General features: G+C 40.9%; 21 protein-coding genes. 9 read left to right on the top strand and 12 right to left on the bottom strand.

Annotation, left to right across the window (positions count from 1 at the left end):
* Positions 1-34: 34 nt before the first annotated feature.
* Positions 35-1,738: a septation ring formation regulator EzrA gene (ezrA, locus tag C6344_RS09090; protein ID WP_066030549.1), complete on the top strand. Its 1,704-nt coding sequence runs from the start codon at positions 35-37 to the stop codon at positions 1,736-1,738.
* A gap of 42 nt (positions 1,739-1,780) precedes the next feature.
* Here ezrA and brnQ (C6344_RS09085) read toward each other — a convergent pair whose 3' ends face one another.
* Positions 1,781-3,124: a branched-chain amino acid transport system II carrier protein gene (gene brnQ / locus C6344_RS09085; protein WP_060597011.1), complete on the bottom strand. Its 1,344-nt coding sequence runs from the start codon at positions 3,122-3,124 to the stop codon at positions 1,781-1,783.
* A 210-nt stretch (positions 3,125-3,334) separates the two neighbouring features.
* Positions 3,335-4,678 (bottom strand): branched-chain amino acid transport system II carrier protein, encoded by a 1,344-nt coding sequence (gene brnQ / locus C6344_RS09080; protein ID WP_060597010.1) that lies wholly within the window; start codon positions 4,676-4,678, stop codon positions 3,335-3,337.
* A gap of 200 nt (positions 4,679-4,878) precedes the next feature.
* Here brnQ (C6344_RS09080) and C6344_RS09075 point away from each other — a divergent pair, with 200 nt between their 5' ends.
* From C6344_RS09075 to C6344_RS09050, 6 genes are all read left to right on the top strand, one after another.
* Positions 4,879-6,021 carry a cysteine desulfurase family protein gene (locus C6344_RS09075; protein WP_060597009.1) on the top strand — a complete coding sequence of 381 codons (1,143 nt, stop codon included), beginning with the start codon at positions 4,879-4,881 and terminating at the stop codon, positions 6,019-6,021.
* 4 nt (positions 6,022-6,025) lie between these two features.
* A complete protein-coding gene (gene thiI, locus C6344_RS09070) occupies positions 6,026-7,231 on the top strand; it encodes a tRNA uracil 4-sulfurtransferase ThiI (RefSeq protein WP_106039677.1) in 1,206 nt (401 codons plus the stop codon).
* Between the two features lie 89 nt (positions 7,232-7,320).
* On the top strand, positions 7,321-7,533 hold the full coding sequence (locus tag C6344_RS09065) for an alpha/beta-type small acid-soluble spore protein (RefSeq protein WP_024424829.1): 213 nt from the start codon (positions 7,321-7,323) through the stop codon (positions 7,531-7,533).
* A gap of 225 nt (positions 7,534-7,758) precedes the next feature.
* On the top strand, positions 7,759-9,339 hold the full coding sequence (gene mbcS / locus C6344_RS09060) for an acyl-CoA synthetase MbcS (RefSeq protein ID WP_106072882.1): 1,581 nt from the start codon (positions 7,759-7,761) through the stop codon (positions 9,337-9,339).
* Between the two features lie 131 nt (positions 9,340-9,470).
* Positions 9,471-10,085: a LysE/ArgO family amino acid transporter gene (locus tag C6344_RS09055; protein WP_106036963.1), complete on the top strand. Its 615-nt coding sequence runs from the start codon at positions 9,471-9,473 to the stop codon at positions 10,083-10,085.
* 252 nt (positions 10,086-10,337) lie between these two features.
* Positions 10,338-10,967: a hypothetical protein gene (locus tag C6344_RS09050; protein WP_106072881.1), complete on the top strand. Its 630-nt coding sequence runs from the start codon at positions 10,338-10,340 to the stop codon at positions 10,965-10,967.
* Positions 10,968-11,315: 348 nt separating this feature from the next.
* Here the strand turns inward: C6344_RS09050 and C6344_RS09045 are convergent, their stop codons facing one another.
* Positions 11,316-11,762 carry a MarR family winged helix-turn-helix transcriptional regulator gene (locus C6344_RS09045; RefSeq protein ID WP_106072880.1) on the bottom strand — a complete coding sequence of 149 codons (447 nt, stop codon included), beginning with the start codon at positions 11,760-11,762 and terminating at the stop codon, positions 11,316-11,318.
* 117 nt (positions 11,763-11,879) lie between these two features.
* On the opposite strand from C6344_RS09045, the gene C6344_RS09040 reads away from it, so the two are divergent.
* The gene (locus tag C6344_RS09040; protein ID WP_060597004.1) at positions 11,880-12,467 is read left to right on the top strand and encodes an NAD(P)H-dependent oxidoreductase; all 588 of its coding nucleotides are present in this window, start codon (positions 11,880-11,882) and stop codon (positions 12,465-12,467) included.
* Positions 12,468-12,571: 104 nt separating this feature from the next.
* Complete coding sequence (locus C6344_RS09035) at positions 12,572-13,924, top strand: amidohydrolase family protein (protein WP_106039680.1); 1,353 nt, start codon at positions 12,572-12,574, stop codon at positions 13,922-13,924.
* A gap of 40 nt (positions 13,925-13,964) precedes the next feature.
* Here the strand turns inward: C6344_RS09035 and C6344_RS09030 are convergent, their stop codons facing one another.
* The 9 genes from C6344_RS09030 to C6344_RS08990 form a co-directional block, all read right to left on the bottom strand.
* The gene (locus C6344_RS09030) at positions 13,965-15,902 is read right to left on the bottom strand and encodes an ABC transporter permease (protein ID WP_066030556.1); all 1,938 of its coding nucleotides are present in this window, start codon (positions 15,900-15,902) and stop codon (positions 13,965-13,967) included.
* The gene (locus C6344_RS09025; RefSeq protein ID WP_012010889.1) at positions 15,892-16,653 is read right to left on the bottom strand and encodes an ABC transporter ATP-binding protein; all 762 of its coding nucleotides are present in this window, start codon (positions 16,651-16,653) and stop codon (positions 15,892-15,894) included. Before C6344_RS09025 ends, C6344_RS09030 begins: the two co-directional genes overlap by 11 nt.
* A gap of 106 nt (positions 16,654-16,759) precedes the next feature.
* The gene (locus C6344_RS09020) at positions 16,760-17,764 is read right to left on the bottom strand and encodes a sensor histidine kinase (protein WP_060596999.1); all 1,005 of its coding nucleotides are present in this window, start codon (positions 17,762-17,764) and stop codon (positions 16,760-16,762) included.
* A complete protein-coding gene (locus C6344_RS09015) occupies positions 17,764-18,453 on the bottom strand; it encodes a response regulator transcription factor (RefSeq protein WP_148660152.1) in 690 nt (229 codons plus the stop codon). Before C6344_RS09015 ends, C6344_RS09020 begins: the two co-directional genes overlap by 1 nt.
* A 110-nt stretch (positions 18,454-18,563) precedes the next feature.
* Complete coding sequence (locus C6344_RS09010; RefSeq protein WP_066030557.1) at positions 18,564-19,484, bottom strand: iron-hydroxamate ABC transporter substrate-binding protein; 921 nt, start codon at positions 19,482-19,484, stop codon at positions 18,564-18,566.
* Positions 19,485-19,682: 198 nt separating this feature from the next.
* A complete protein-coding gene (locus tag C6344_RS09005) occupies positions 19,683-20,282 on the bottom strand; it encodes a response regulator transcription factor (RefSeq protein ID WP_060596997.1) in 600 nt (199 codons plus the stop codon).
* On the bottom strand, positions 20,279-21,415 hold the full coding sequence (locus tag C6344_RS09000) for a sensor histidine kinase (protein WP_060596996.1): 1,137 nt from the start codon (positions 21,413-21,415) through the stop codon (positions 20,279-20,281). The genes C6344_RS09005 and C6344_RS09000 overlap by 4 nt, the downstream gene beginning before the upstream one ends.
* A gap of 116 nt (positions 21,416-21,531) precedes the next feature.
* Positions 21,532-22,587: a Delta(5) desaturase DesA gene (desA, locus tag C6344_RS08995; RefSeq protein ID WP_066030558.1), complete on the bottom strand. Its 1,056-nt coding sequence runs from the start codon at positions 22,585-22,587 to the stop codon at positions 21,532-21,534.
* A gap of 189 nt (positions 22,588-22,776) precedes the next feature.
* Positions 22,777-24,219 (bottom strand): DEAD/DEAH box helicase, encoded by a 1,443-nt coding sequence (locus C6344_RS08990; protein WP_060596994.1) that lies wholly within the window; start codon positions 24,217-24,219, stop codon positions 22,777-22,779.
* Positions 24,220-24,253: the final 34 nt, after the last annotated feature.

Genomic DNA, 24,253 nt, shown 5'->3' with positions numbered 1-24,253 from the left:
TGACATCACTTAGATCACAACAAGGGGGCTCATTATGGAGTTTATCATCGGTTTAATTGTCATTTTGCTTGCTTTGTTTTCAGTCGGTTATTTCCTGCGAAAAAATATATATAAAGAGATTGACCGATTGGAAGCATGGAAAATTGAAATTTTAAACAGATCAATTGTAGAAGAAATTTCAAAAATCAAACATTTAAAAATGACCGGAGAAACAGAGCAATTTTTTGAAAGATGGCGTGCAGAGTGGGACGATATCGTCACAGCCCATCTTCCAAAGGTAGAGGAGCTATTATATGATGCAGAAGAGTATTCTGATAAATATCGATTCTCCAAAGCCAAGCAGGTTCTTACGCACATTGAGGACTTGCTGAGTGCTGCTGATTCGAACATTGAAGACATTTTAAAAGAAATTGCAGACCTTGTCACAAGCGAGGAGCAAAATCGCAAGGACATTGAAAAGGTCAAAGAGCAATATCAAACAGTTCGAAAAAATCTGCTTGCGTACAGCCATTTATATGGCACCCTTTATGACAAAATGGAGCAGGACTTAGATGAGGCCTGGGAAGGGATCAAGCAGTACGAGGAAGAAACAGAAAACGGAAACTACATGAAGGCAAGAAAGATTTTGCTTGAGCAAGACCGCAGACTCGACCAGCTTCAACTATATATCAATGATGTACCAAAGCTTATTGCAGACTGCAAACAAACCGTACCAGGTCAGCTGACGAAGCTGAAAGACGGATATCAAGAAATGACAGAAAAAGGCTACAAGCTGGAGCACATCCAGATCACGAAAGAGCTGGAGACTTTAAACAAACAGCTTGCGAGAGCGGAAAAATTGCTCATTGATGAACTCAATTTAGAAGAGGCATCAAGCATTCTGCAAATGATCAATGATGCGATTGAGACGCTGTATGATCAGCTGGAGGCGGAAGTAGAAGCAGGTCAGGAAATCAAAAGCAAAATGCCTGAGCTCACAGAAGCATTCGAGAAGCTCGAACAAGATCACACACAAACAAAGGCAGAAACGGCTCTTGTGAAAGAAAGCTACAAGCTGACAGCAGGAGAGCTCGATCAACAGAAAGCATTCGAAAAACGTTTAGAAGAAATTGAAAAGCTGATGAAACAAATCCGCGAGAAGCTTGATCGTGACCACGTGGCATATTCATTATTAATGGATGAAATCAATCAGCTGGAGACCTTTATCGATGATGCAAAAGCATTGCATGACACATTTAAAGGTCATCTACAATCATTAAGAAAAGAAGAATTACAAGCGAGAGAAACACTGGCTGAGCTCAAAACCATGCTGACAGATACAGTCCGCCAGCTGCATAAAAGCAATATCCCAGGTGTACCTGCTGAGATGAAAGAGCGGGCTGAAAAAGCGCAGGAGATGATCCAGCAAGTGCATGAGCAGCTGGAAAACCTGCCGCTCAACATGCCGGCAGTGAATCAACAATTAAAAGAAGCCTCTGACACAGTCAGAAATGTTGCGGATGAGACAGAAGAAATGCTCAGTAAAGTGGACCAAATTGAACGAATCATTCAATACGGCAATCGTTTTAGAAGCCAAAACCATATTCTTTCAGAACAACTAAAAGAGGCAGAACGAAGATTCTATGCCTACGATTACAACGGATCATTTGATGTAGCAGCAGCGGCTGTTGAAAAAGCATCACCCGGAGCCGTTCAGAAGCTGTTAGCTCAGCAAGAAAAAGAGTATCAGCACCAATAAAAAAAAGCTGAAGTCCATTTACAGGACTTCAGCTTTTTTCTGTTAAGATGCTTGTTTCTCCCGCTTTTGGGAAGCAGAAGAAGTGAAAAGAGAAAGAACGAACCCAATGACCACTCCGAAAATAGCAGGAACAACCCAGCCAATACCAAGGTCATATAAAGGTAATATCGTTTGAAAGAGATCCTCCACTGGTCCAATCGGGAGTTTCGCTGCTACTAAGCCGTCAAACAAACTGACGCAGCCAGTTAAAATCAAAGTAAGGACATAAACAGGTCTTCTTTGACCAAGCCATTTATCTGCCAGCGATAACACAATGATGACAATCGCTAGCGGATAAATCGCAGTTAAAACCGGTACAGAGAAAGCGATAATGTGAGCAAGTCCAAAATTTGAAATGATAAAACTAAATAATGTCACTAGTGTTACGACCATTTTATAAGAAAGTTTAGGTAATAAATTTGAGAAATACTCTCCGCATGATGTAACGAGACCGATACTTGTTGTTAAACAAGCAACCGTAATCGCGGCACCCAACACAATATTTCCTAAACTGCCAAATAGGAATTGAGAAGACTGAGCCAAGATTTTACTGCCATCTCCAACAAAACCAATGGCGTGTGTACTTGAAGCGCCTAAATAAGCAAGAGATAGATAAACAAATGTTAATCCGCAAGCTGCAATCAGACCCGCTTTGATACAAGCAGAAGTCAGTGCCTTTTTACTTGTCACACCGCGTCCTTTAATGGCGTTGATGACAACAACCCCAAACACAATAGAAGCAAGAGCATCCATTGTTTTATAGCCCTCTAGAAATCCTTTGAAAAATGATCCGCTGCTATAGGATACATCAGGTGTGCCAACGGCGCCCATCGGCGTTAAAATGGCTTTGACAATAATAATAAAAATAATCGTAAATTTAATTGGTGTTAACACTTTCCCTACACGATCCACAATCTTCGTTGGATTTAGAGCAAGATAATATGTAATACCAAAAAAGACAAGTGTGAATAAAAGAAGTGAGAGCCAAGCTGGTACACCTGCTAAAAAGGGTAATGCACCAATTTCATATGAAACCGTTCCTGTACGAGGAATAGCGAAAAGCGGCCCAATAGATAAATATAAAATGACGGTAAACGCTGTTCCAAAAGCTGGGTGAGCTTTATCAGCTAATCCTTTCGCATCTCGACCTGTTAAAGCGATCGCAATAATCCCTAGAAGAGGTAAACCGACACCTGTTAATAAAAATCCGCCCATTGCTTTCCACACATTTTGCCCAGCATATTGCCCAAGCTCTGGTGGATAAATCATATTTCCGGCGCCGAAGAATAGAGCAAATAACATAAAACCGATAATAACTGTATCTTTCGTCGACAAAGTTGCCTTCATTGCATTTAAAGCCTCCATTATTATGTTGAAATATTCTGTTAATTAGTTGCTAAGTAACCGTTCATCATTAACATTCACTAATTATAAAGGATGTACGCCTGATGTCAACATGTGTTTTCGTACAAAAGTCATGAATTTTTCTATTTTAGTATATGGAGAACAATAAAAAACATCCCCTTCCAATGAAGAAGGGGATGTTTCGGTTTATGACTATGAGGCGAGCTGTTTGGGCGGGCTGGTAAACATCGAAATAAGTAAACCAACCACAGCACCGATAATAGCTGGTAAGATCCAGCCAATGCCTAAATCGTAAAACGGTACGATTGAATCTAAGATGTCAGGCAAGTCACCGAGGTTCACTTTGGCAGCTAATAATCCATCAATGATGGCAAAGAAACCAGTAAAGATAAGAGATACGATATAAATGAGTCTTCTTCCGTTAATCCAGCGATCAAGGAATGACAATAAAATAATGACAATTGCCAGTGGATAGATTGTCACAAGAACTGGAACAGATAGAGAGATAATTTGTGCCAAACCAAGGTTTGCAACCAGTGTACTAAATAAAGAAACAATTAGAACGACTGTGCGATAAGAAAGGCTAGGGATGAGCTTTGAAAAATATTCCCCACAGGATGAAATAAGTCCAACACTAGTCGTTAAACAAGCGAATAAAATGGCTGCGCCAAGTACAATGTTTCCAGCAGAACCGAATAAAAAGTTGGCAGAAAGTGAAAGCAGTTTGCCGCCGTCATTTGCTCCAACCATTCCCGTCGCATCGGGACTTGAAGCACCCACATAAGCAAGTGAAATGTACACCAATGCCAGCCCAACAGCTGCCACGAGTCCTGCTTTAATACAAGCCGCTGCAAGAGATTTACGCTCCGTGATGCCTCTTTCCTTAACAGCCGTCACCACGACGATCCCAAATACGATAGAAGCAAGAGCATCCATTGTTTTATAGCCTTCTAAAAATCCAGTGAAGAGCGGGTTTGCTTCATATGTTGCATCAGGAGCACCGATCATTCCCATTGGCGTAGCAATGGCTTTAATGACAATAATGGCAATAACAGTTAATAAGATCGGTGTCAAAATTTTACCAATTCGATCAACCAGCTTTGAAGGATTTAAAGCAAGCAGGTATGAAATAGTGAAAAACACAACGGTAAAGATGAATAGTGGTACCCATGAAGTGGACTGTGCCCCTGACAGAAATGGAGCTAATCCTATCTCGTATGAAACCGTACCAGTTCGCGGAATAGCGAAAAATGGTCCGATGGATAAATACAGAATAACGGTGAAGATGGTCCCGAATTTTGGGTGCGCTTTATCCGCAAGGCCTTTTGCACCGGTACCTGTAAGGGCGACTGCAATCACCCCTAGAAGCGGAAGACCTACTCCTGTGAGTAAAAATCCACCGATGGCAAGCCATACATTCTCACCCGCATATTGTCCAAGAACAGGTGGGAAAATCATATTTCCTGCGCCAAAGAATAATGCAAAAAGCATTAGACCAATGGCTAGCGTCTCTTTTATACTTAAACTATTTTTCAAAATAGTTCCTCCTTAATCAGTGTAGTGTGTCAAATTAAAATATTCTGACAATTTTGATGATCGTGTGACAATTGCACTATGGATGATATAGTGAAAATGAAAAGTTGTCAACTGCCATTTTCAGAAAATTCTCTGTCTGACTTCATTATGGTAACATATAAATGCATTTATTTTTTAAGCTTTTTGTAAGGAGTTACAATATGATCTATCTTGATAATAGTGCAACAACCAAGCCTTATCCAGAGGTTTTACAAGTATATCAGCAAGTGAGTGAGCGTTTTTTTGGTAATCCGTCTTCGCTTCATCAGCTCGGAATTGATGCCAGCCGGCTGCTAAGTGAAACGAGAAAACAAATGCTTCACTATACAGGATTGAAACAATATGAGATTATTTTCACTTCTGGCGCAACAGAAGCAAATAACATTGCCATTAAAGGAGCAGCTCTAGCCAAAATGAACCGGGGGAAACATATTGTGACAACAGCAATTGAACACCCCTCTGTCATCGAATCGTTTGAACAGCTGAAGGCTTTATTTGGTTTTGATATCTCCTATATTCAAGTAAATGAGCATGGCCATGCTGATATGAATCATTTAAAAGAAGTGCTACGCCCTGATACAGTACTGGTCAGCATGATGCATGTCAATAACGAAACGGGTGCCATCCAGCCGATTGAAGAAGCTGCTGGCATCATTCGTGAGCATGCCGAAAATGCCCTTTTTCATGTCGACGGGGTCCAGGGAATGTGCAGAGTAGCACTTAATAAACAGCTGGATGTGGATCTTTTGACGATATCTGGCCACAAAATTCATGGCTTAAAAGGGACAGGAGCGCTCTTTTTAAAAAAAGATGTTGTGCTTGCCCCTTTCATCACAGGAGGGGAGCAGGAATTAGGACTACGGTCAGGTACTGAAAACCCTGCTGGTGCTGTCAGCTTAGCAAAAGCCATGAAACAATCATTCGAACGGCTGAAAAATTATCATGATGAAATGCTTAACTTAAAAACGCAGCTGCAAAAACAGCTTGGAGAAATAGAAGGTATTGTCATCAACACACCGCTGACGCAAAGTGCGCCGCACATTGTGAATTTTTCAGTGCCAGGTATTCAAATCGAGGTTCTTCTCCATATGCTTGAAAAAGAAGGCATGTATGTCTCGACAACCTCTGCCTGCTCAGCCAAGAAAAAAGAGCCAAGCCGTGTGCTGCTAGCGATGGGGAAAGCAGAAGAAGTGGCCAAAAGCAGTATGAGAATCAGTTTGACATTTGGACAAGGACCAGAGCTAGCGCCGCAAATCATCACATCGATCGCACAAAGTGTAAAAAAACTAAAAGGAATGAGATAACAGCATGAAATATGATCATATTTTAGTCCGTTTTGGTGAGATTTCAACAAAAGGGAAGAATAGAAAGAAATTTATTGAAAAACTAAGGCAGCATATCCGGTTTGTATTGAAAGACTTTGAAGCATTAAAGTATGCATCTGACAGAGACCGCATCACGATCATGCTGAACGGAGAAGATCCTGAACCGATTTCAGAACAGCTCAAAAGTGTATTTGGCATTCAAAGCTTTAGTCTTGCGGTGAAATGTGAGACAAATCTCGATGCCATCAAAGAAGCGTCACTCACAGCGGTACAGGAAGTATATGAACAAGGAAATACATTTAAGGTCTCAACGAAACGCTCTTATAAACAATTTGAACTTGATTCAAATGAAATGAACCGCGAAATTGGCGGACATGTGCTGAAGAATACGGAAAACTTAACGGTCAATGTCAAACAGCCGGATGTACATTTGCGCATTGAAATAAGAGAACATGCGACGTATATTACATTTAAAGATGTCAAGGGTGCAGGCGGCCTGCCGGTTGGTTCAAGCGGAAGAGCGATGCTCATGCTTTCAGGCGGCTTTGACAGCCCAGTTGCCGGCTATCAAGCAATGAAACGCGGAATTCAAATTGAGGCTGTACATTTTTTTAGTCCCCCATATACAAGTGAACGTGCCAAGCAAAAGGTCATTGATCTTACAGAATGCTTAGCAGCATATGGAGGCGAAGTGAAGCTTCACATCGTTCCTTTTACAAAAATTCAAGAGCTGATTCACAAACAAGTACCTGAAAACTATACGATGACATCTACAAGAAGAATGATGCTGAAAATAGCTGATAAAATAAGAGCGAAGCGTGATGCTCTTGCGATTATTACGGGTGAAAGCCTTGGACAAGTCGCAAGTCAGACACTGGAAAGCATGTATGCGATTAACCATGTGACCAATACACCAATCATTCGACCGCTCATTGCTGTTGATAAAAATGACATTATTGATGAAGCGAGACGAATTGGCACTTACGAGACAAGTATTCAGCCTTTCGAGGATTGCTGCACGATCTTTACGCCGCCATCTCCTAAAACAAAACCAAAGCTTGAGAAAGTAGAACGCTACGAAAGCTTTGCTGATTTCGAGCCGATGCTCGACGAGGCAGTGGATCAAATGGAAACGATCATCGTCACAAATGAGAAGAAAGCGGCAGACGAATTCGCTGATTTATTCTAAAACAAAAATTTCATAATAATTACCATAAAATCAATCGCATGAAGTCATGTGTTTCTACACATTCTATATTCACAAGGAGGTGAGAACACATGGCTCAACAAAACAGACAAAGCAGTTCTAACCAATTACTAGTACCAGGCGCTGCACAAGCAATCGACCAAATGAAGTACGAAATCGCTTCTGAATTCGGTGTAAACCTTGGTGCAGAAACAACATCTCGCGCTAACGGATCAGTTGGTGGAGAAATCACTAAGCGTCTTGTATCTTACGCTCAACAACATATGGGTGGCGGATCTTTCTAAGACACACAATTAAAAAGTTATGGCTTAGGAGCGGGATCATTCCCGCTCTTTTCTTTTTGTACATAAAAATAGTTTGAATATTTCTAAAAAAGAAGACGAATGAAAAAAATTATGGCATAATACTAGGAGTAGGTCCTAATTCAAGCATTTTTCAGTTATGAGTGTTAGAATAGGTAAATTGAAACATGTTTCGTTTCATAGAAAGAGGCTAAAAGGAGCTGTACCATGAAAAGAGAAGACTTAATTGCACCAGAACAATATAACTTAGTCAGTGAGATTGAAGCGTTCAGTCATGACAAGGAGAAAATGGCCCTGCACTGGCAGGATGGAAATGGCCACGAAGCGCATGTGACGTATGCAGCTTTAGTGGAAGAAGCAAATAAAATTGGTCATGTATTATTAAATGCAAGCTTTAAAAAAGGCGATAAAATCATTGTGATGGTGCCGCGCATGCTAGAGGCATACAGCATTTATTTAGCAATTTTGAAAACAGGAATGGTCGTCATTCCTTGTTCAGAAATGCTGCGTGCAAAAGATTTAGATTACCGAATTGAACATGCAGAAGCAAAGGGAGCGATTGTTTACTCTTCATTCATTCAATCGTTCGACGGAACCAATCAGCCAAACGATTTTAAAACATTCTCAATCGGTGAAAACGATCATGGCTGGACAAATATTCTAGCGCAAAAGGATCAACAATCAAGTGAGCTGCAAATGGCTTCAACAACACGTACAGACATGGCGTTCTTATCCTATACATCTGGTACGACAGGTCATCCAAAAGGGGTTGTTCATACACACGGATGGGCGTATGCACATTTACGCACAGCTGCCAAAGCATGGCTCTCTATTAATGAGGGAGATAAAGTATGGGCGACAGCAGGGCCAGGCTGGCAAAAATGGGTGTGGAGCCCTCTCTTATCTGTGTTAGGAAGTGGCGCAGAAGGCTTTGTATACGGAGGGAAATTCAATCCAAATACGTACTTAGAGCTGCTTCAAAAAAATGAAATCAATGTCCTATGCTGTACGCCGACAGAATATCGTTTTATGGCGAAAGTAGATGACTTGAGTCAGTACGAGCTGCCAAAGCTGCATAGTGCCGTTTCTGCGGGAGAGCCGTTGAACCGTGAAGTCATTGATACATTCAAAAAGCATTTTGATATAGAAGTACGAGATGGCTATGGCCAAACAGAAAGCACACTGCTCGTAGGGGTGCTAAAAGGAATGGACATCAAGCCAGGCAGTATGGGAAAACCAACACCTGGCAACGAAGTCGAGATCATTGATGAGGACGGTAGCGTATGCGCTCCTGGAGAAGTTGGTGACATTGCGGTCCATCTCGAAACGCCGGCGTTATTTAAGGAATACTACAAAGATGCAGAGCGTACAAAAGCGCAGCGCCGCGGAAATTACTTTATTACCGGTGACCGCGCGAAAAAAGACGAAGATGGGTACTTCTGGTTTGAAAGCCGCAGAGATGATATCATCGTCAGCTCAGGCTATACCATTGGGCCGTTTGAAGTAGAAGATGCACTGATCAAACACCCAGCAGTCAAAGAATGTGCGGTTGTGGCTAGTCCAGATGAAATCAGAGGATCAATTGTGAAGGCATATGTCGTCCTGCGTGATGGATCAGCACAAAGTGATGAGCTGATCAAAGAGCTGCAGACACATGTGAAAAACACAACAGCACCTTACAAATACCCAAGAGAAATTGAATTCATTGACGAACTGCCAAAAACACCGTCAGCGAAAATCCGCCGTGTCGAGCTGAGAGAAAGAGAGCTTGCACGAAAAGGATCATGATGAATAAACGAAAAGCGTTTGGATGGAAGCATCCAGCGCTTTTTTTTACGGAAAATCAAATCCGCTGGAAGCGGTCATGATGTTCTATGATAAAATGTGTAAGAATTGCTGGAAAAGGAGAATGTTAGAAGATGTTCATTGCCATCATTCATGGAATTGTGCTTGCCTTTGGTCTCATTTTACCATTGGGCGCACAAAATGTATTTGTGTTTCAGCAAGGAGCGCTTCAGCCGCGATTATATCAGGCCTTACCTGTCGTTATCACTGCTGCTCTTTGTGACACACTATTAATTGCATTAGCTGTCATTGGGGTTTCTGTTGTGGTGTTCACCATTCCTGTACTGCAAATCGGTCTTTATATCATTGGATTTTGTTTTTTAGTTTATATGGGATGGTCCGTGTGGAACACAAGCTCATCAACAGATGCTAAAGAGAAGCAGGAATTTATGCCTGCGAGAAAGCAAATTGTCTTTGCCTGTTCAGTTTCACTTTTAAATCCCCACGCCATTCTTGATACAATTGGTGTGATTGGAACAAATTCGCTTCAATATAGCGGGGCAGAAAAACTGGCATTTACACTCGCCTGTATCATCGTGTCCTGGTTATGGTTTATTGGGCTCGCTTTTTTAGGGAAGATGCTAGGGAAGTTAGATACAAACGGCAAGTGGATGAACCGTATCAATAAAGCTTCAGCGGTCATGATCTGGCTTGTCGCGTTATACATTGCGTATCAATTGATTTTATAAAATACATAGAGGATAAAGCAAAGAAGCGCTTGGAAGGTAAGGTCCGGCGCTTTTTTTGTGTATTGGAAAGGCTCCTCAGCCAGTGTCACTATCATCGCAAGAGGAAGATCACATTCAATTGCCTATAGGAAATGATAAGAAATAGGATATATGATACATTACCACTAGTGGGTTTTATTGGCAAAAAGGTTTATTACATTATTTTCCTTTAGAGGTTATAATTTTATGAAATTTGCTAAAGGAGGATATATGATGAAGTTAAGAAAAATGTTTTGTGTGCTATTGTTTATAGCACTTTTATTCGGACAATTTCCTGTAGGAAAAGCTATTACCATAAAGGAGGAGGAGCCTTTTAAAAAGATACAAAATGTTAAAACAGAAGAAAAACTCATAAAAAAGGCAAAAAAAAGCTCTCAATTTTTAAAGGCAAAAGAATTAGCCCAAAAGAAAGGTTATCTATTAAATGGAGAAAGTGCAGCGGTTCATCTGAACGCTGCTGAAACGGATGTTGTTTACTTTTATCTTAAAAAGAAGAAGTCAGATAATCAGCTGTTAGACAATGTTTCCTTCATTTCAGTTTCATTGAGCCAAATAAAAGCTTACTATATTCAACTTGCAGAATACGATGAGAAAGGAAATTTGCACTCATATTTCTTCCAAAATGGAAAATTGAAAAATAAGTTCCATATCAACCAAAAAGGGGAGTTTTTAAAAGGATCTTTTACCTATGGTGAAAATGGTGCAAAGCAAGATATGATGGAATTAAATAAAAAAATTTTCCAGGCAGATGATTCAGAAATTCAAACGAGTTTTAGTTGGAACAAGTTTTGGAACTGCTTAAAAAAGCAAAGCGGCCCGAATGAATCTCTTCCGCTACGTTAAATGGTTTTAGGAGCGTGTTATTATATTTGTTTAACGGGACCTGCTAGCTGTATAGCATGCGCAGTGATTAATGGAGGAATATCTGCAGGATTAGCCGGTTATTGTGTGAAAAAAGTTTGGTAAATGGGGGTTTTTAGAATGGCTCATAAAGAACAGCGAAAGGGAATAGTTCTTGCTGTTTTTGATACGTTGACATTTGGTATACCAGTGTTGCTATGGAATTTATATAAGAATACCAGTACCACATTGAAATTCATGATCCCGATCATTCCCATTGTCGGTCTCATTACATATTTTTTAGCATCTCTTGATTAATAAAATAAAAAATCCTTTGCATGAGCGATACGCTCATGCTTTTTTAGGTCCTTTTTTGAAAATCGTTTGATTTAATAGGCGGAGAGCTTGTACGATATTATCCATTTGTTCTATATCCGAGGAAGATAGGCTGTCTAATAGCATCCCTTCGATATGCTGGAAGACTTCGTTCATACAAGCACGGCCTTTGTCAGACAGCTTAATGACATGTTTTCGTTTGTCATCACGGTCTTCTTCTCTAGCAATGAATTGTTTCTCGTGCAGTTTTTTTAGTTCTCTGCTGACATTTGGAAGAGACATGTGCTGACAGTCGGCAATTTCACTAGGCGTAAGCGGTTCGCTGACAGCTAGCTGCTCTAGAATTAAGTATTGTAAGGTCGTTAGGTCAGCCGGTTTGACTTTGCTCATCAGGGCATGTTTTAGCTCTGAAAAAGTAGAAGCAAATGCTACGAATTCCTTGAAGAAATGGGGATGCTTCATGTTTATCACCTCCTATGTAACATACCAAAATTATTATCAAAAAACAATTATCATTTGACAACTAATTAAGAGGGGTATATCATTTAGTTATCAAATGATAACAAAAGGAGACAACACATGAATCTACTCATTATTTATACTCACCCTCATCACAATAGTTTAAATGGTGCTTTTTTAAAAGAAATTATGAAAGGCAGTGAAGAAAATCCACTTGTTCATGAAGTGAAAATCATCGATTTATACAAAGAAGAATTTGATCCTGTGCTGATTTTTAATGAAGAGAAAAAAAGGCGTGATATGCATAAGGACCCTGACATTCGGGTGTATCAGGAAAAGATCAAATGGGCAGATAAAATCGTGTTCGTTTATCCCATTTGGTGGGGGCGGCCGCCAGCCATGCTGATTGGCTTTATTGACCGCATGTTTGCTGCGAATTTTGCTTATCGTCAAACAGGCGGGCTGCTTCCAGAAGGACTGTTAAAAGGAAAAAGTGCTGTTTGTGTATCGACAATGCAAGGGCCAACCAACTACCCTTTATTCTTTTTGCAAAATGCACACAAGATGTTAATGAAAAGAGCCCTCTTACAATATGTCGGAATCAAACCTGTGAAGTTTTTTGAGTTCGGCATGATGGAAAGCCCAAAAGGGAAACATGAGGCCAAATTAAAACGTATCTACAACTATTTCAAAAAAATCAGCTCATAAAACAGTTGGTGAAGTCACTTTTCTTCTAATTTGATCCTTTTATGTTTTAAAATGACAGTGAGGGTGGGGGAACTCTTCCTCGTCATTTGAAAAGGGGGATATGGATGAAGAAAACATTGTTTAAAGATGCAGCGATTTTAACACTTGATCCAACTTTAGGTTTTTTAGAAAAAGGAGATTTATTAATTGAAGGGACACACATTTTAGAGGTCGGACCTTTCATTGAAGCAAATGATGCTGACATTGTCGATGCGTCCGATATGGTGATCATGCCAGGGCTTGTGGATACACATCGTCATGTGTGGCAGTCTGTCATCAGAGGCATAGGCACAGATTGGTCTTTGCAGACATATTTGAGCAAAATCTATTATGGTAACTATGGTGCGATGAGACGCCCATCCGATGATCGAATCGCAAATTATTTAGGGGCATTAGAGGCGTTAGATGCAGGAGTGACCACATGTTTAGACTGGACGATGATCAATTCAATGGATCATACAGAAGAGCTGATCGGAGGATTAAAAGATGCGGGCATTCGAGCTGTTTTTGCTTTTGGCTCTTCTGGAGATGCTGAGTATTGGGATAGGGAGAGCACGCTCACCAATATGGAGGACGCAGCACGCGTGAAAAAAGCGCATTTTCAATCATCAGATCAGCTCTTGACGATGGGGCTTGCGATTCGTGGACCAGAGTTTTCCTCTTGGGAGACTTCAGTATTTGAAATCGAAACAGCCCGGTCTCTAGATGCTCTATGCAGTATGCACATTGGCTTTGGGAACTGGGGAGCGGAGGATCGTTCGATTGAGCGGCTTCACAAAGCAGGGTTACTCGGACCTGACCTCAACATGGTGCATATCAATGCAATCGATGCGGATCAAATGAAGATGCTGGCAGACAGCGGAAGCTCCATATCTATTACACCTGAAATTGAGATGATGATGGGTCACGGTTATCCTGTAACAGGACTTGCGATTGAACAAGGTGTTCTTCCAACGCTCGGTGTAGATGTGGTAACAGCGACAGGCGGAGATTTGTTTGCTCAAATGAAATTCGGACTTCAGGCAGAGCGCGCGCTTCAAAATCAATCATTGCTGATGGAGGGAATCATGCCAGGACCTGAACTTGGGATTTCTGCTCATCAAATGCTTGAAGCTGCAACGATCAATGGGGCTCGTGCATTACAGCTTGATCATAAAATTGGCTCGCTCACACCTGGAAAAGAAGCTGATTTCATCCTGATCGACCGGACAAGCATGAATCTTCTGCCGATGACAGATCCGGCTGGAGCGGTTGTCCAAACGGCACATCCTTCAAATGTTGATTCTGTCTATGTGGCTGGAAAAGCAGTGAAACGAAGCGGAAAGCTTGTTGGTGTGAACCTAGAAGAGGTCAAACGCAAAGCTTATGCGGCAAGAGATCATATTCTATCGCACAAGTTTGAATCAACTCCATCATAAACAAACATATCCCCATAGGCAGCGGCCTATGGGGAATAGATTACAAGGATTCTTTAATGACCTTTTTGTAATACTGGACAGATAGGAATCCGAAGACAGAATATAAAACCGTATAAATCGACATGACGATGAGCATTGGTGTCCACAGTTCACCGCCGAATAAAAACCAGCCAGACTGAACTGCAAAGTAGCTGTGCAGCAATCCGATGATGAGCGGAATCCCAAAGTTAAATAGCTGTTTGAGTCGAATGCCTTTTAATAGATCTTTCTCTGTAAAGCCAAGCTTACGTAAGATCGTGTACGAGCTTTGTTCTTCTTCACTTTCATTCATCTGTTTGAAGTATAAAATACAGCCTGATGTCACAAGGAAGCTTAGACCTAAAAATCCAACCACAAACATCATCAGTCCCATTGTTTGCTTTTGCTGCTGAGCTGAAGCTAATTGAGACATGCTGTCGTCACCTAGTTTTAAAGATGTAAACACATCATTGGCTTGTTCAAGATTTTTATCATCTTTTATATTGACCGCATGATATTGACTATTCTCAAGCTGCAGTTTAGGATCTTTCTGCTGGTCAAGCTTCTCAAAGACATTTTGACTGACGACGGCAACAGGCAGACCGCCAAAAGTGAATTTGTAAGAGATGATGTAATCTTTCTTCATATCAATGACTTTTAAATCAAGCGGCTTCTTGATGAGAAGTTTCACATCACCTGAACTTTGAATCGGCATGAATTTCTTCAATAAATCACTGTAGCCGCTTAAGATGACTTCGTTGTTTTCTACATGAATATTAGGTGCATTTTTCTCACTGATCACAGCCAGTGTCAAGACTCTTGGATTCTTATTCAAACTTTGTAATTCCGAATCCATGATCTTATGTGCATCAAAATCCGCTTGAATGACCTTGAACTGCTTTTTTTCATACGCAATATGTTTGTCAGAAAGTGCACGAGTGAAGGTATCGGCTTCTTTCTCTGAGCCCATAACAAAATGTGATGGAATCTGTTGTTCAGCCGTTTTTTCTGCTGAGTAATAGGAAATGTAGCTTAAAGATAACAACCCGATGGCAAGTGCAGATACGGTTGTAATAATCGTTAAAAGCAGTGCATTTGATTTTAATCGGAACATAATAGATGACAAAGACAGGACTTCATGAATGGCGAGATAGCCATTTTTTCTTTTCCGTACAATATTGGCAATGAAAGAAACAGAGCCTTTATAAAAAAGAAAGGTACCGATAATGACAGAGGCTAGAATATAAATCATTGCTGAAAATAACTCAAGCATGGACGTATATGAGCCGCTAAAAAGCTGAGAAGAAATATAATAGCCTGAGCTGATCAAGACAATACCGAAAACCCCAATGATGATTTCAAACACAGAGATCTTTTTCACACGCTGCTCTGTAGAAGACGTGGTTCTAAACAAAGATAAAATTGTCTGTTTACTAATAAACCGTCTATTTCTTAGCATAATTAATCCATAGATGATGAAAAAGACAATGAGCGTTTGCAGAAGGGCCATGCCTGAAAAATGCAGATGCGCGATGGCATTAACGCCGGTTACTTTAAATAGCACCATCAGCATGAGCTTTGAACCGATAAATCCAGCTATGATGCCAACAGCCAATGAGAACACGTATAGGATAAAATTTTCTGCATTGAGCAGTTTGGCAATTTTTTGTTTCGTCATGCCAATGAGCTGCAGGAGACCTATTTCTTTCCCTCGTCGTTTAATAAAAATGCTGTTCGCATATAACAGGAAGATCCCAACAATGGCAATGAGCAGTACCGAAGCGGCTTTAATCGACGCACCGCCTTTAATGGACCCTTTTACATCATCAAGTGCTGGTGAGTACTGCAAGGTAACAAAAGAAAAGTAGAGCGCCACACTAAACACGAGAGCAAACACATATAAATAGTAATTCTTCAAATTTTTCTTCAGGTTACGGAAGACGAGCTGATTAATGTTCATGCTTCACACCGCCTAAGACACCTTGCGTTTTCATAATATCCTCGAAAAACATCTTTCTCTCTAAAGCACCTTTATTCAACTGAGTATAGATTTGTCCGTCCTTGATAAAAATGACGCGTCTTGAATAGCTGGCTGCGACAGGATCATGTGTCACCATGACAATAGTCGCTTTTCGTTTGCGATTGAAATCTTGCAGCTTATTGAGTAAATCAGATGCAGATTTGGAATCAAGCGCTCCGGTAGGTTCATCCGCGAAAATCAGACTCGGCTCATGAATGAAGGCACGAACCGCTGATGTCCGCTGCTTTTGCCCACCAGAGAGTTCATTCGGATATTTGTCTCTTAGTTCATAGATGCCCATGTCCTCCGCGAGCTGTTGAAAACGTTCAAAAGCTTCTTTTTTCGGCGTTTTGGAGATGGATAATGGCAAGAGGATGTTCTCTTTGACCGTGAGTGTATCAAGTAAGTTATAATCCTGAAAGACAAAGCCAAGCTGCTTTTTTCTGAATTCTGCGAGCTGCTGATCCTTCATTTGTGTCATCTCAGCATCTGCGATACGAATCGATCCACTGGATACATGATCGATAGAGGACAATACGTTTAGAAGGGTAGTTTTCCCCGAGCCTGATGGCCCCATAATGCTGACAAATTCTCCGGCTTCAATGGTCAAATCAATGCCGCTCAGCACCTCTTGTTTGTTGAATTTATTTCCATAGCTTTTATATATTTTGCGAGCTTCTAAAATGTTCATTTGTCGATCCCCTTTTTCTATTTAATTGATACCTCTAGTATAAAAAGAAGCCCGCCGCACTTCCTTCGATTTGGCGAACAAAACAGACGAGCATGTGACATTGTTGTCACATGCTCGCAATATGCACAAAATCATTCTTTTTCGGAAAGATAAAGGTGAAGGTTGTGCCTTGGTCTATCGTGGAGTTGACCTCGATCTTGATATGAAGAGCGTCTGCTCCTTTTTTCGTTAAATAAAGCCCCATTCCTGTTGAGGCGGTGTCATTGTGATGTCTCGTTGAGGTAAAGCCTTTTTCAAAAATACGAGACAGGTCTCTTGGATCTATCCCTCTGCCTTGATCTGAGATCGTCAGCATCACTTGGTCATTCATTCGCTTGCTTTCAATGGCAATATCGGACGAATGACTGTACTTAACTGCATTTGTGAGCACCTGTCTGATCATAAAGGATAACCATTTTGTATCACTTAATACGTGACGTTCTTCTAGCGTGAGTTCAAAGCCGATTCCTTTTTGCATGCACCATGATTGGAGCGCTTTGATTTCCTTCGCTAAGATGCTTTGCAGGTCAAGCTGTTCAATAAATAAATCATTTTCGATATGACGTATTCTGCTTTGGTGCAGCTGGGCATCGAGTAATAAATGAATTCTGAGCCATTCATACGTCATATTCGATTTCAGCGGCTGCTCTGTTAAGCGGTCAATCATTAAGTGCATCGCTGTGAGAGGTGTTTTCACTTCATGTATCCATGAGAGCAATTCATCCTTCTCTTCTTCAAGGGCGATTTGCTGCTCTGCTGCCATTTTCCGGTAGCGGGCAATTTGCTCTGATGTCGCATCATGTACAAGCTGTTCAAATGGGGAAGATGGAGTGAGCCGCATTTGATGATCAATATGATCATCCCATTCTTTCAGCCGCTCATAATACGCCGTTTCTTTACGGTAACGGAAAAAGAGAAAGACGATCATGAAAAACGTAGACAATAACACAATATAAAAAAGAGACGCCAGTGGAATGGTCGTATCCAAATAAGCAACAAACAGAATGAGGAGCTGCAAACTAAGAAAGAACAGGATCCAGCTTCTTCGTTCTTTTAAAAATGCTTGCAGCATCATTGATCATCCTTTTCTTTTGCAAGATAGCCTTGGCCCACTTTTGTCTCAATGTAGGTGCCAAGGGAGATCTCATCTAGTTTTTTTCTAAGGCGATTGACGTTCACAGTGAGTGTATTGTCACTGACAAACCGTTCATCCTCCCACAGTGCTTGAATGAGTGATTCCCTGCTGACAATATGATTTTTATGCTGAATCAATTCCTTGAGAATAAACAGTTCATTTTTCGTTAATTCCACTTCACCGTGATCATTTGTGACGGTGTTTTTTTCTAGGTCGATCGTAGCGCCGCACCATACCTTTAAGCTTGCAGGTTCTGCATTGTAATCATGTACCCTGCGAAGAACGGCACTGACTTTGGCAATGAGCACGTCAAAGTGAAAGGGCTTTTGTACAAAATCATCGGCACCGAGCTGCATTGACATGACCATATCAGCAGGATGGTCACGAGAGGAGAGGAAGATGATCGGTACATTTGAATGATGCCGAATCATTCGGCACCAGTGAAAACCATCGTATTTTGGCAGCTGTATATCAATAATGACGAGATCAGGCTGAACAGAAGTGAATTCCTGCATCACCTGTTGAAAATCATGAATCCCATAAACATCATAGGACCAGTTTACTAGACGTTCTTTGATTTCTTGGAAGAGGGTTGTATCGTCCTCAATCAGTAAAATTTTAAACAAAACCAGCACCACACTTTTTGTATTCGCTTGTATGTAATTGTAGCGGAAAAAAAGCGCTGCCGCTAGAAGCAGACAAGAAAAAAGCAAGGGAAGGGCTCCCTTGCTTCAATTTATTTACCTAAAAAGTGCTTTTTAAAGAATGATAGTTGATAGTCGAGTGTGAGCGGATCATTAAAATAGAATTCTTCTGCATTTGCCTCATACACATGATGTTTTTTCACAGCTGGGATGGACTTGTAGATTTCACTGTTTTGATAGGAATTGTCCATTTCGCTGTTTTTACTTATGATCATATAGTCTCCAGCAAACTCAGGAATGACCTCTTGTGAAACCGCATAGTAGCCAGCCTTTAATGCTTTTTCTTTCACTTTTTCAGGCATTTTTAGTTTCATTTCTTGGTAGAGGATTTCTGTGCCGCGGCCCCATGCATCTCCAAACACGTAAAGATCTTTTGTGCCGCTTTCAAACACAGAAACCGTCGCATCCTCACCGATTTTCGCTTTGATTTCTTTTCCAGCTTCAGCTGCGCGTTCTTTAAAATCTTTTACCCATGCTTTGGCTTCTTTTTCTTTGTTTAATACTTTTCCAATTTCAATATGCTGCTGAAGGTAATCGACTTTGTTATACGTAAACAAAACTGTTGGCGCGATTTTTTTTAGTTTTTCTACATTTTTTGTATTGCTTAAGCCAATGATGACATCAGGCTTTAGTTTCATGATTTTTTCCACATTGGCATCCGACACTTCTTCCACATCTTTCAATTCCTTTTGGAAGCGAGGGTTCTTTTTTGACCAAGAGTCGACGCCGACTAGGTTCACACCTAGTGACATGACATTACCCGTGTAAGAACCGAGTACAACGACACGTTTTGGATGCGCTGGCAGCTTCACAGGGCCATTTTCAGATTGATATGTAATCTTGTCTGATGATGTTGATTGATTTCCTTTATTTGAGGAAGAGCTGCTGCTATTGCCACATGCGCTCAACGCAAGTACAAGGATGAGCATCAGAGGGAACAATATTTTCTTCATGAATGTAGACTCCTTTGAAATCGGCACATAAGCCGGGTATTTGATTGCACGAGTGATAATGATAATTATTATCACTTGGATATCATATCATAGGAGTGCGGTCTGTTGTCAATTGCATTTTGATAGTTGGTGATAAAAAATAGAGGGGGATTTTTGGTAGAAAAAAAGATCAAGGCACATGTGTCCTGATCTTTTTTCTTATTTAAACCAGCCTTTTTCTTTTGAGCGTGTAATGGCTTCAATGCGGTTTTTCACTTCTAGCTTATCTAAAATAATGGAAATGTAGTTCCGGACAGTGCCGCTTTTAATGCTGAGTTCCTTAGCAATTTCTTTTGTGTTTTTGCCGTCTGCGACGAGTTCTAGGACCGATTTCTCTCGTTCTGTTAAAGGATTTTCGTCACTATATAAGTCTTCCATTAATTCAGGGGCGTACACCTTTTTCCCTTTCATCACACTGCGAATGGCACTTGCCAGATCTTCACTTGGACTGTCTTTCAGCATATAGCCGCTGACGCCAGCTTTGAGCGCCCTTTGGAAATAACCAGAGCGGGCAAAGGTCGTTAAAATGATGATTTTCACATCTGTTCCTTTGAGCTCTTCCGCTGCATCAAGTCCGGATTTTCCTGGCATTTCAATATCCATTAAGCAAATATCAACAGGGTGTTTTTTGGCAAAATCGATGGCATCCTGGCCATTCGATCCTTTCCCAACTACCTTCATATCGTCTTCTAAATCAAGAAGTGAACCGAGCGCACCAAGCAGCATTTGCTGATCCTCTGCGATAAAGATGTTGATCATTTCATCCCCTCCTTTTCTTTTGCTGCTGAATCATTTGGAATACTCATGATCAGCTTTGTTCCGTCCTTTGTCTCAATACGCAGGCGCCCATTTGCAAATTCCAATCTTTCTCTAATTCCTAAAAGGCCATGACCCTTCGTTTGAGAGGGAGGATAATCGCCTTTAAATGTCCCATCATCCTCGACGGTGATGATGGCTTCCTTTGATTTTTGATGAATGGTGATTTTACAGATGGTCGCATTACTATGTTTGACGACATTTGTCACTGCCTCTTTGATGCACATGCTCACAATGTTTTCGTTAAGAAGAGAGATGTGTTTTGGCGCTTCCTTTTCATCATAAATCAATTCAATTCCGGCTGCTTCGAGAATTTGCTGTATGTTCGACAGTTCATCTTTGATTCGTATGCCCTTCATGGAGGAAACAATCTTCCGCACTTCATTCAGAGACGTTCTGGCTGTCTGCTGGACGCTTTTGAGCTCGGCACGAGCCTGTTCAGGATCTTTATAGATGAGTTTTCGGGCAAGATCACTTTTTAAACCGATAAGAGAAAGCTTTTGTCCAAGGGTATCATGCAAGTCACGTGCAATGCGCTGCCTTTCTTCAATTTTTACAAGGTCAGCGATCCGTTCATTGGCATTTTCTAATTTCTCTTCAAGCCGTTCACGTTCTTTCCTGCTTCGAATGCTGAGAGGGAGGAGAATGGCACTAATGAGTGTGATCACAACAAAAGGAATTTGTGTGAGAAACCATCCCTTTTTTAAAATCAAGCTAAAGTTCACCGCAATGGCAGCGCTCCCTAGATGAATATAGTATAAGATATAAAAGGGTACTTTTCTTTTAATATGCCCATTGAAATAGGCGATGCAAAAAGCGAAATAAATGTAGCTGTAGAGCATCACATAGCCAGTAGAAATCGCAATCAATAGAAGACCGAATACATATAAAGCCCAGCCTTTTGAGACAAAGGCAAAACGATAGACGGCAAAAAAGACGACGTTTAAAATGATACCGATCACAATGCTTAAAGTCGATGGGGTCTTAAAGATAAAATAGAAGGGCAGGATGAAAAAAATGGCCCATATATAGGGAGAAATCCCATGCAATTTTTGAATTTTAAACTGTTTTTTCATCCGTGTGCCACCTTTTCCGTTTTCGTTCTTTTTCCTTACTTTATCAAATTCAACTTATGGTTGCATCCTGTAAATGACAACAAGCTCCTTCTAGTGTAAGAAAGAGCTTGCACCAATTATGCATTTTTCTTCAGAATGTCTCCTTTAATGACAGGGACGGTCATCTTCTTAGATTGCCGTGCTTCTTTAAAGGTAACGAATGCTTTCGTTTCTTCATCCCAAAGTCTAAATTTCATTGACTCAATACTTGTTTTTAAAGTGATGGTTGGAACATTTTGAAGCGGCTCACTATGCTCATGAGCATGCTCCAAATGATAATTCGGTACCCTCGGACTTAAATGATGGACATGGTGATAACCGATATTGCCTGTTAACCACTGAAGAAGTTTTGGCAATTTGTAAAAAGAACTGCCTTCTACAGCTGCCTGCACATAATTCCAATGTTCATCTGCTTCAAAGTAAGAATCCTCAAACGTATGCTGCACATAAAACAGCCATACACCGATTGATCCAGAAATCAGAAAGATTGGACCTTGGACAAGTAACAAACCTTCCCAGCCAAAAAGGAGATAGGTCGCTCCTGCCAACAAAACAATCGATACGTTTGTGAAATAGGTGTTCCAGCGCTCTTTTTTACGAGCATTTTTGACGTTGAAACGGTTTTTAAACAGGAAAACAAAGATCGGTCCCAAAATAAACATCACAAAAGGATTACGATAAAATCTGTAGCGAAATTTCGTCCATATTGATGCTTCTTGATATTCTTTGACTGTCAGGAGCCAAATGTCACCAGTACCTCGTTTGTCTAGATTACTGCTTGTGGCATGGTGAATCGAATGATCTCTTTGCCATTGAAGATAAGGGAAAAGGGTGAGTACACCTGTTAAGAAACCGAACAGGTGATTCAGCGGTTTCTGTTTAAAAAAGGATTGATGGCAGCAGTCATGAAAAATAATAAAGACACGTACTAAAAAACCAGCTGCTATAACCGCAAAGAAGAGGGTTAAAAGGTAGGAGATGTTCAGGCTATAATAGGCAAGAAACCAAAGCCCCAAAAATGGAATAAATGTATTAAAGAGTTGAATGATACTTTTTTTCGAATTAGCACCAGAGAATTGGCCAACTTGTTTTCTTAAAGTGGCTTGCTGCTGTGTGTTTGTTGAAGTCGTCATGAACGTTCAAGTCCTTTCCGTTTCTTTCTACTTCAAAGTATAGAAGGAAAGGTGTCATGCTCATAGTAGCACCCATCATGTATTCGATATGACATTTGTCATGTTGGACGCCGGAAAGGCTGACGGTATCAAGGTTTGTAAGCTTATTTTATTTTAAATAAAAAAGTAAAGGCGCTTAGCCTTCACTTTTTATGAACGTGCTTCATGAACTTTTAACTGCTTGCCTTTAATGGTTGTATGGCGCATGGCATTCAGCACAAGAGGGCCTTTGCCGTTTAAAATATCGACATATGTTTTCGTGTCTTGAATGGTAATAATCCCAATGTCATCGAAGGCAACGCCTTCTATTTTGGCAATGGTCCCAACGAAATCAACGGCCCGCAGCTTCTTTTTCTTTCCGCCGTTAAAATAAAGCTTCATAATATCCTTCTCAACGCCTGCCTGTTTATTTTCCTTTTGAATCGGTGTTTCAATCTTTTCTTCAAAGCTTTCTACATACTGCTCTGCTTCTTCCTTTGTTGGATAAGGCTGCGTCTGGAAATCAATACCTGCTTCCTGCTTTAATTCATCAATCAGAGGCATTGCGTTTTTGGTCATAAACGCAATGGTTTTCCCGCTTTTCCCCGCTCTGCCAGTTCTTCCTGTTCGGTGAATATAGCGCTCTTTTTCATAGGGCAGATCGTAATGAATCACATGTGTCATATCACTGACATCAATGCCCCGGGCTGCTATATCGGTTGCGATCAAATAACGGAACTCACCGTTTTTGAATTCATCCATGACAGCGAAGCGGTCTTCCTGTCTCATGCCTCCATGAATTTTGTCACAAGGCACATCCCATTCGTCCAGCTTCATTGTGAGTTCATTCACTCTGTCCTGTGTATTACAGAAAATAATGCAGCTATCTGGATTTTCAATGACGATCGTACGCTGAAGAAGGGAGAATTTTGCTTCTTCTTCCGTTTCAATCACGGTGTGGGTGATTTGTTGTACAGACGTTTCCGCGCGTGCGATTTCAATCACTTTTGGTGATTGTAAAAACTGTTCGCTCAATTTCTTCATCTCATCAGACATGGTCGCTGAAAACAGCATTGACATGCGCTTTGGCGGCAGATACTGAATAATAGAAGAGACTTGATCAATAAATCCCATGTTCAGCATTTCATCCGCTTCATCTAACACGAAAAATTTGAGGTTTTCTAATGAAAGAGTACCTTTCTCAAGGTGATCCAAAATTCTGCCTGGTGTTCCGCACACAATGTGGTTTTTCTGTGCAAGCTCTACTTTTTGGGCTTGAAAAGGGGCTTTTCCATAAATGGCTGCGGCTTTGATTCGTTTCAATCGTCCAAGGCTTGTGAGATCCTGTTTGACCTGCATGGCGAGTTCTCGTGTTGGAACGAGGATGAGGGCTTGAGGTTTATTTTCAGCCCAATCGACCATTTCACAAATCGGCAAACCATAGGCTGCGGTCTTGCCGCTGCCAGTTTGAGATTTGACGATCAGATCCTGCTTTGAAAAAGCAACGGATAATGTCTCGTGCTGAACAGGTGTAGGTGTATGGAAGTGAAGTGCTTTTAGCGCTTGTTTTAATTCATTGCTTAATGGATATTGATCAAATTGTTGTAATGTCATCGTGTTCTCCTTTTCGTACATTCATACTTGTGAC

Origin of the sequence: Bacillus sp. GBSW19, assembly GCF_002998655.1 — a bacterium.
Classification (GTDB): domain Bacteria; phylum Bacillota; class Bacilli; order Bacillales; family Bacillaceae; genus Bacillus.
The sequence above is the reverse complement of the archived record's forward strand: the minus strand, read 5'-3'. Positions and strand labels throughout refer to the sequence as shown.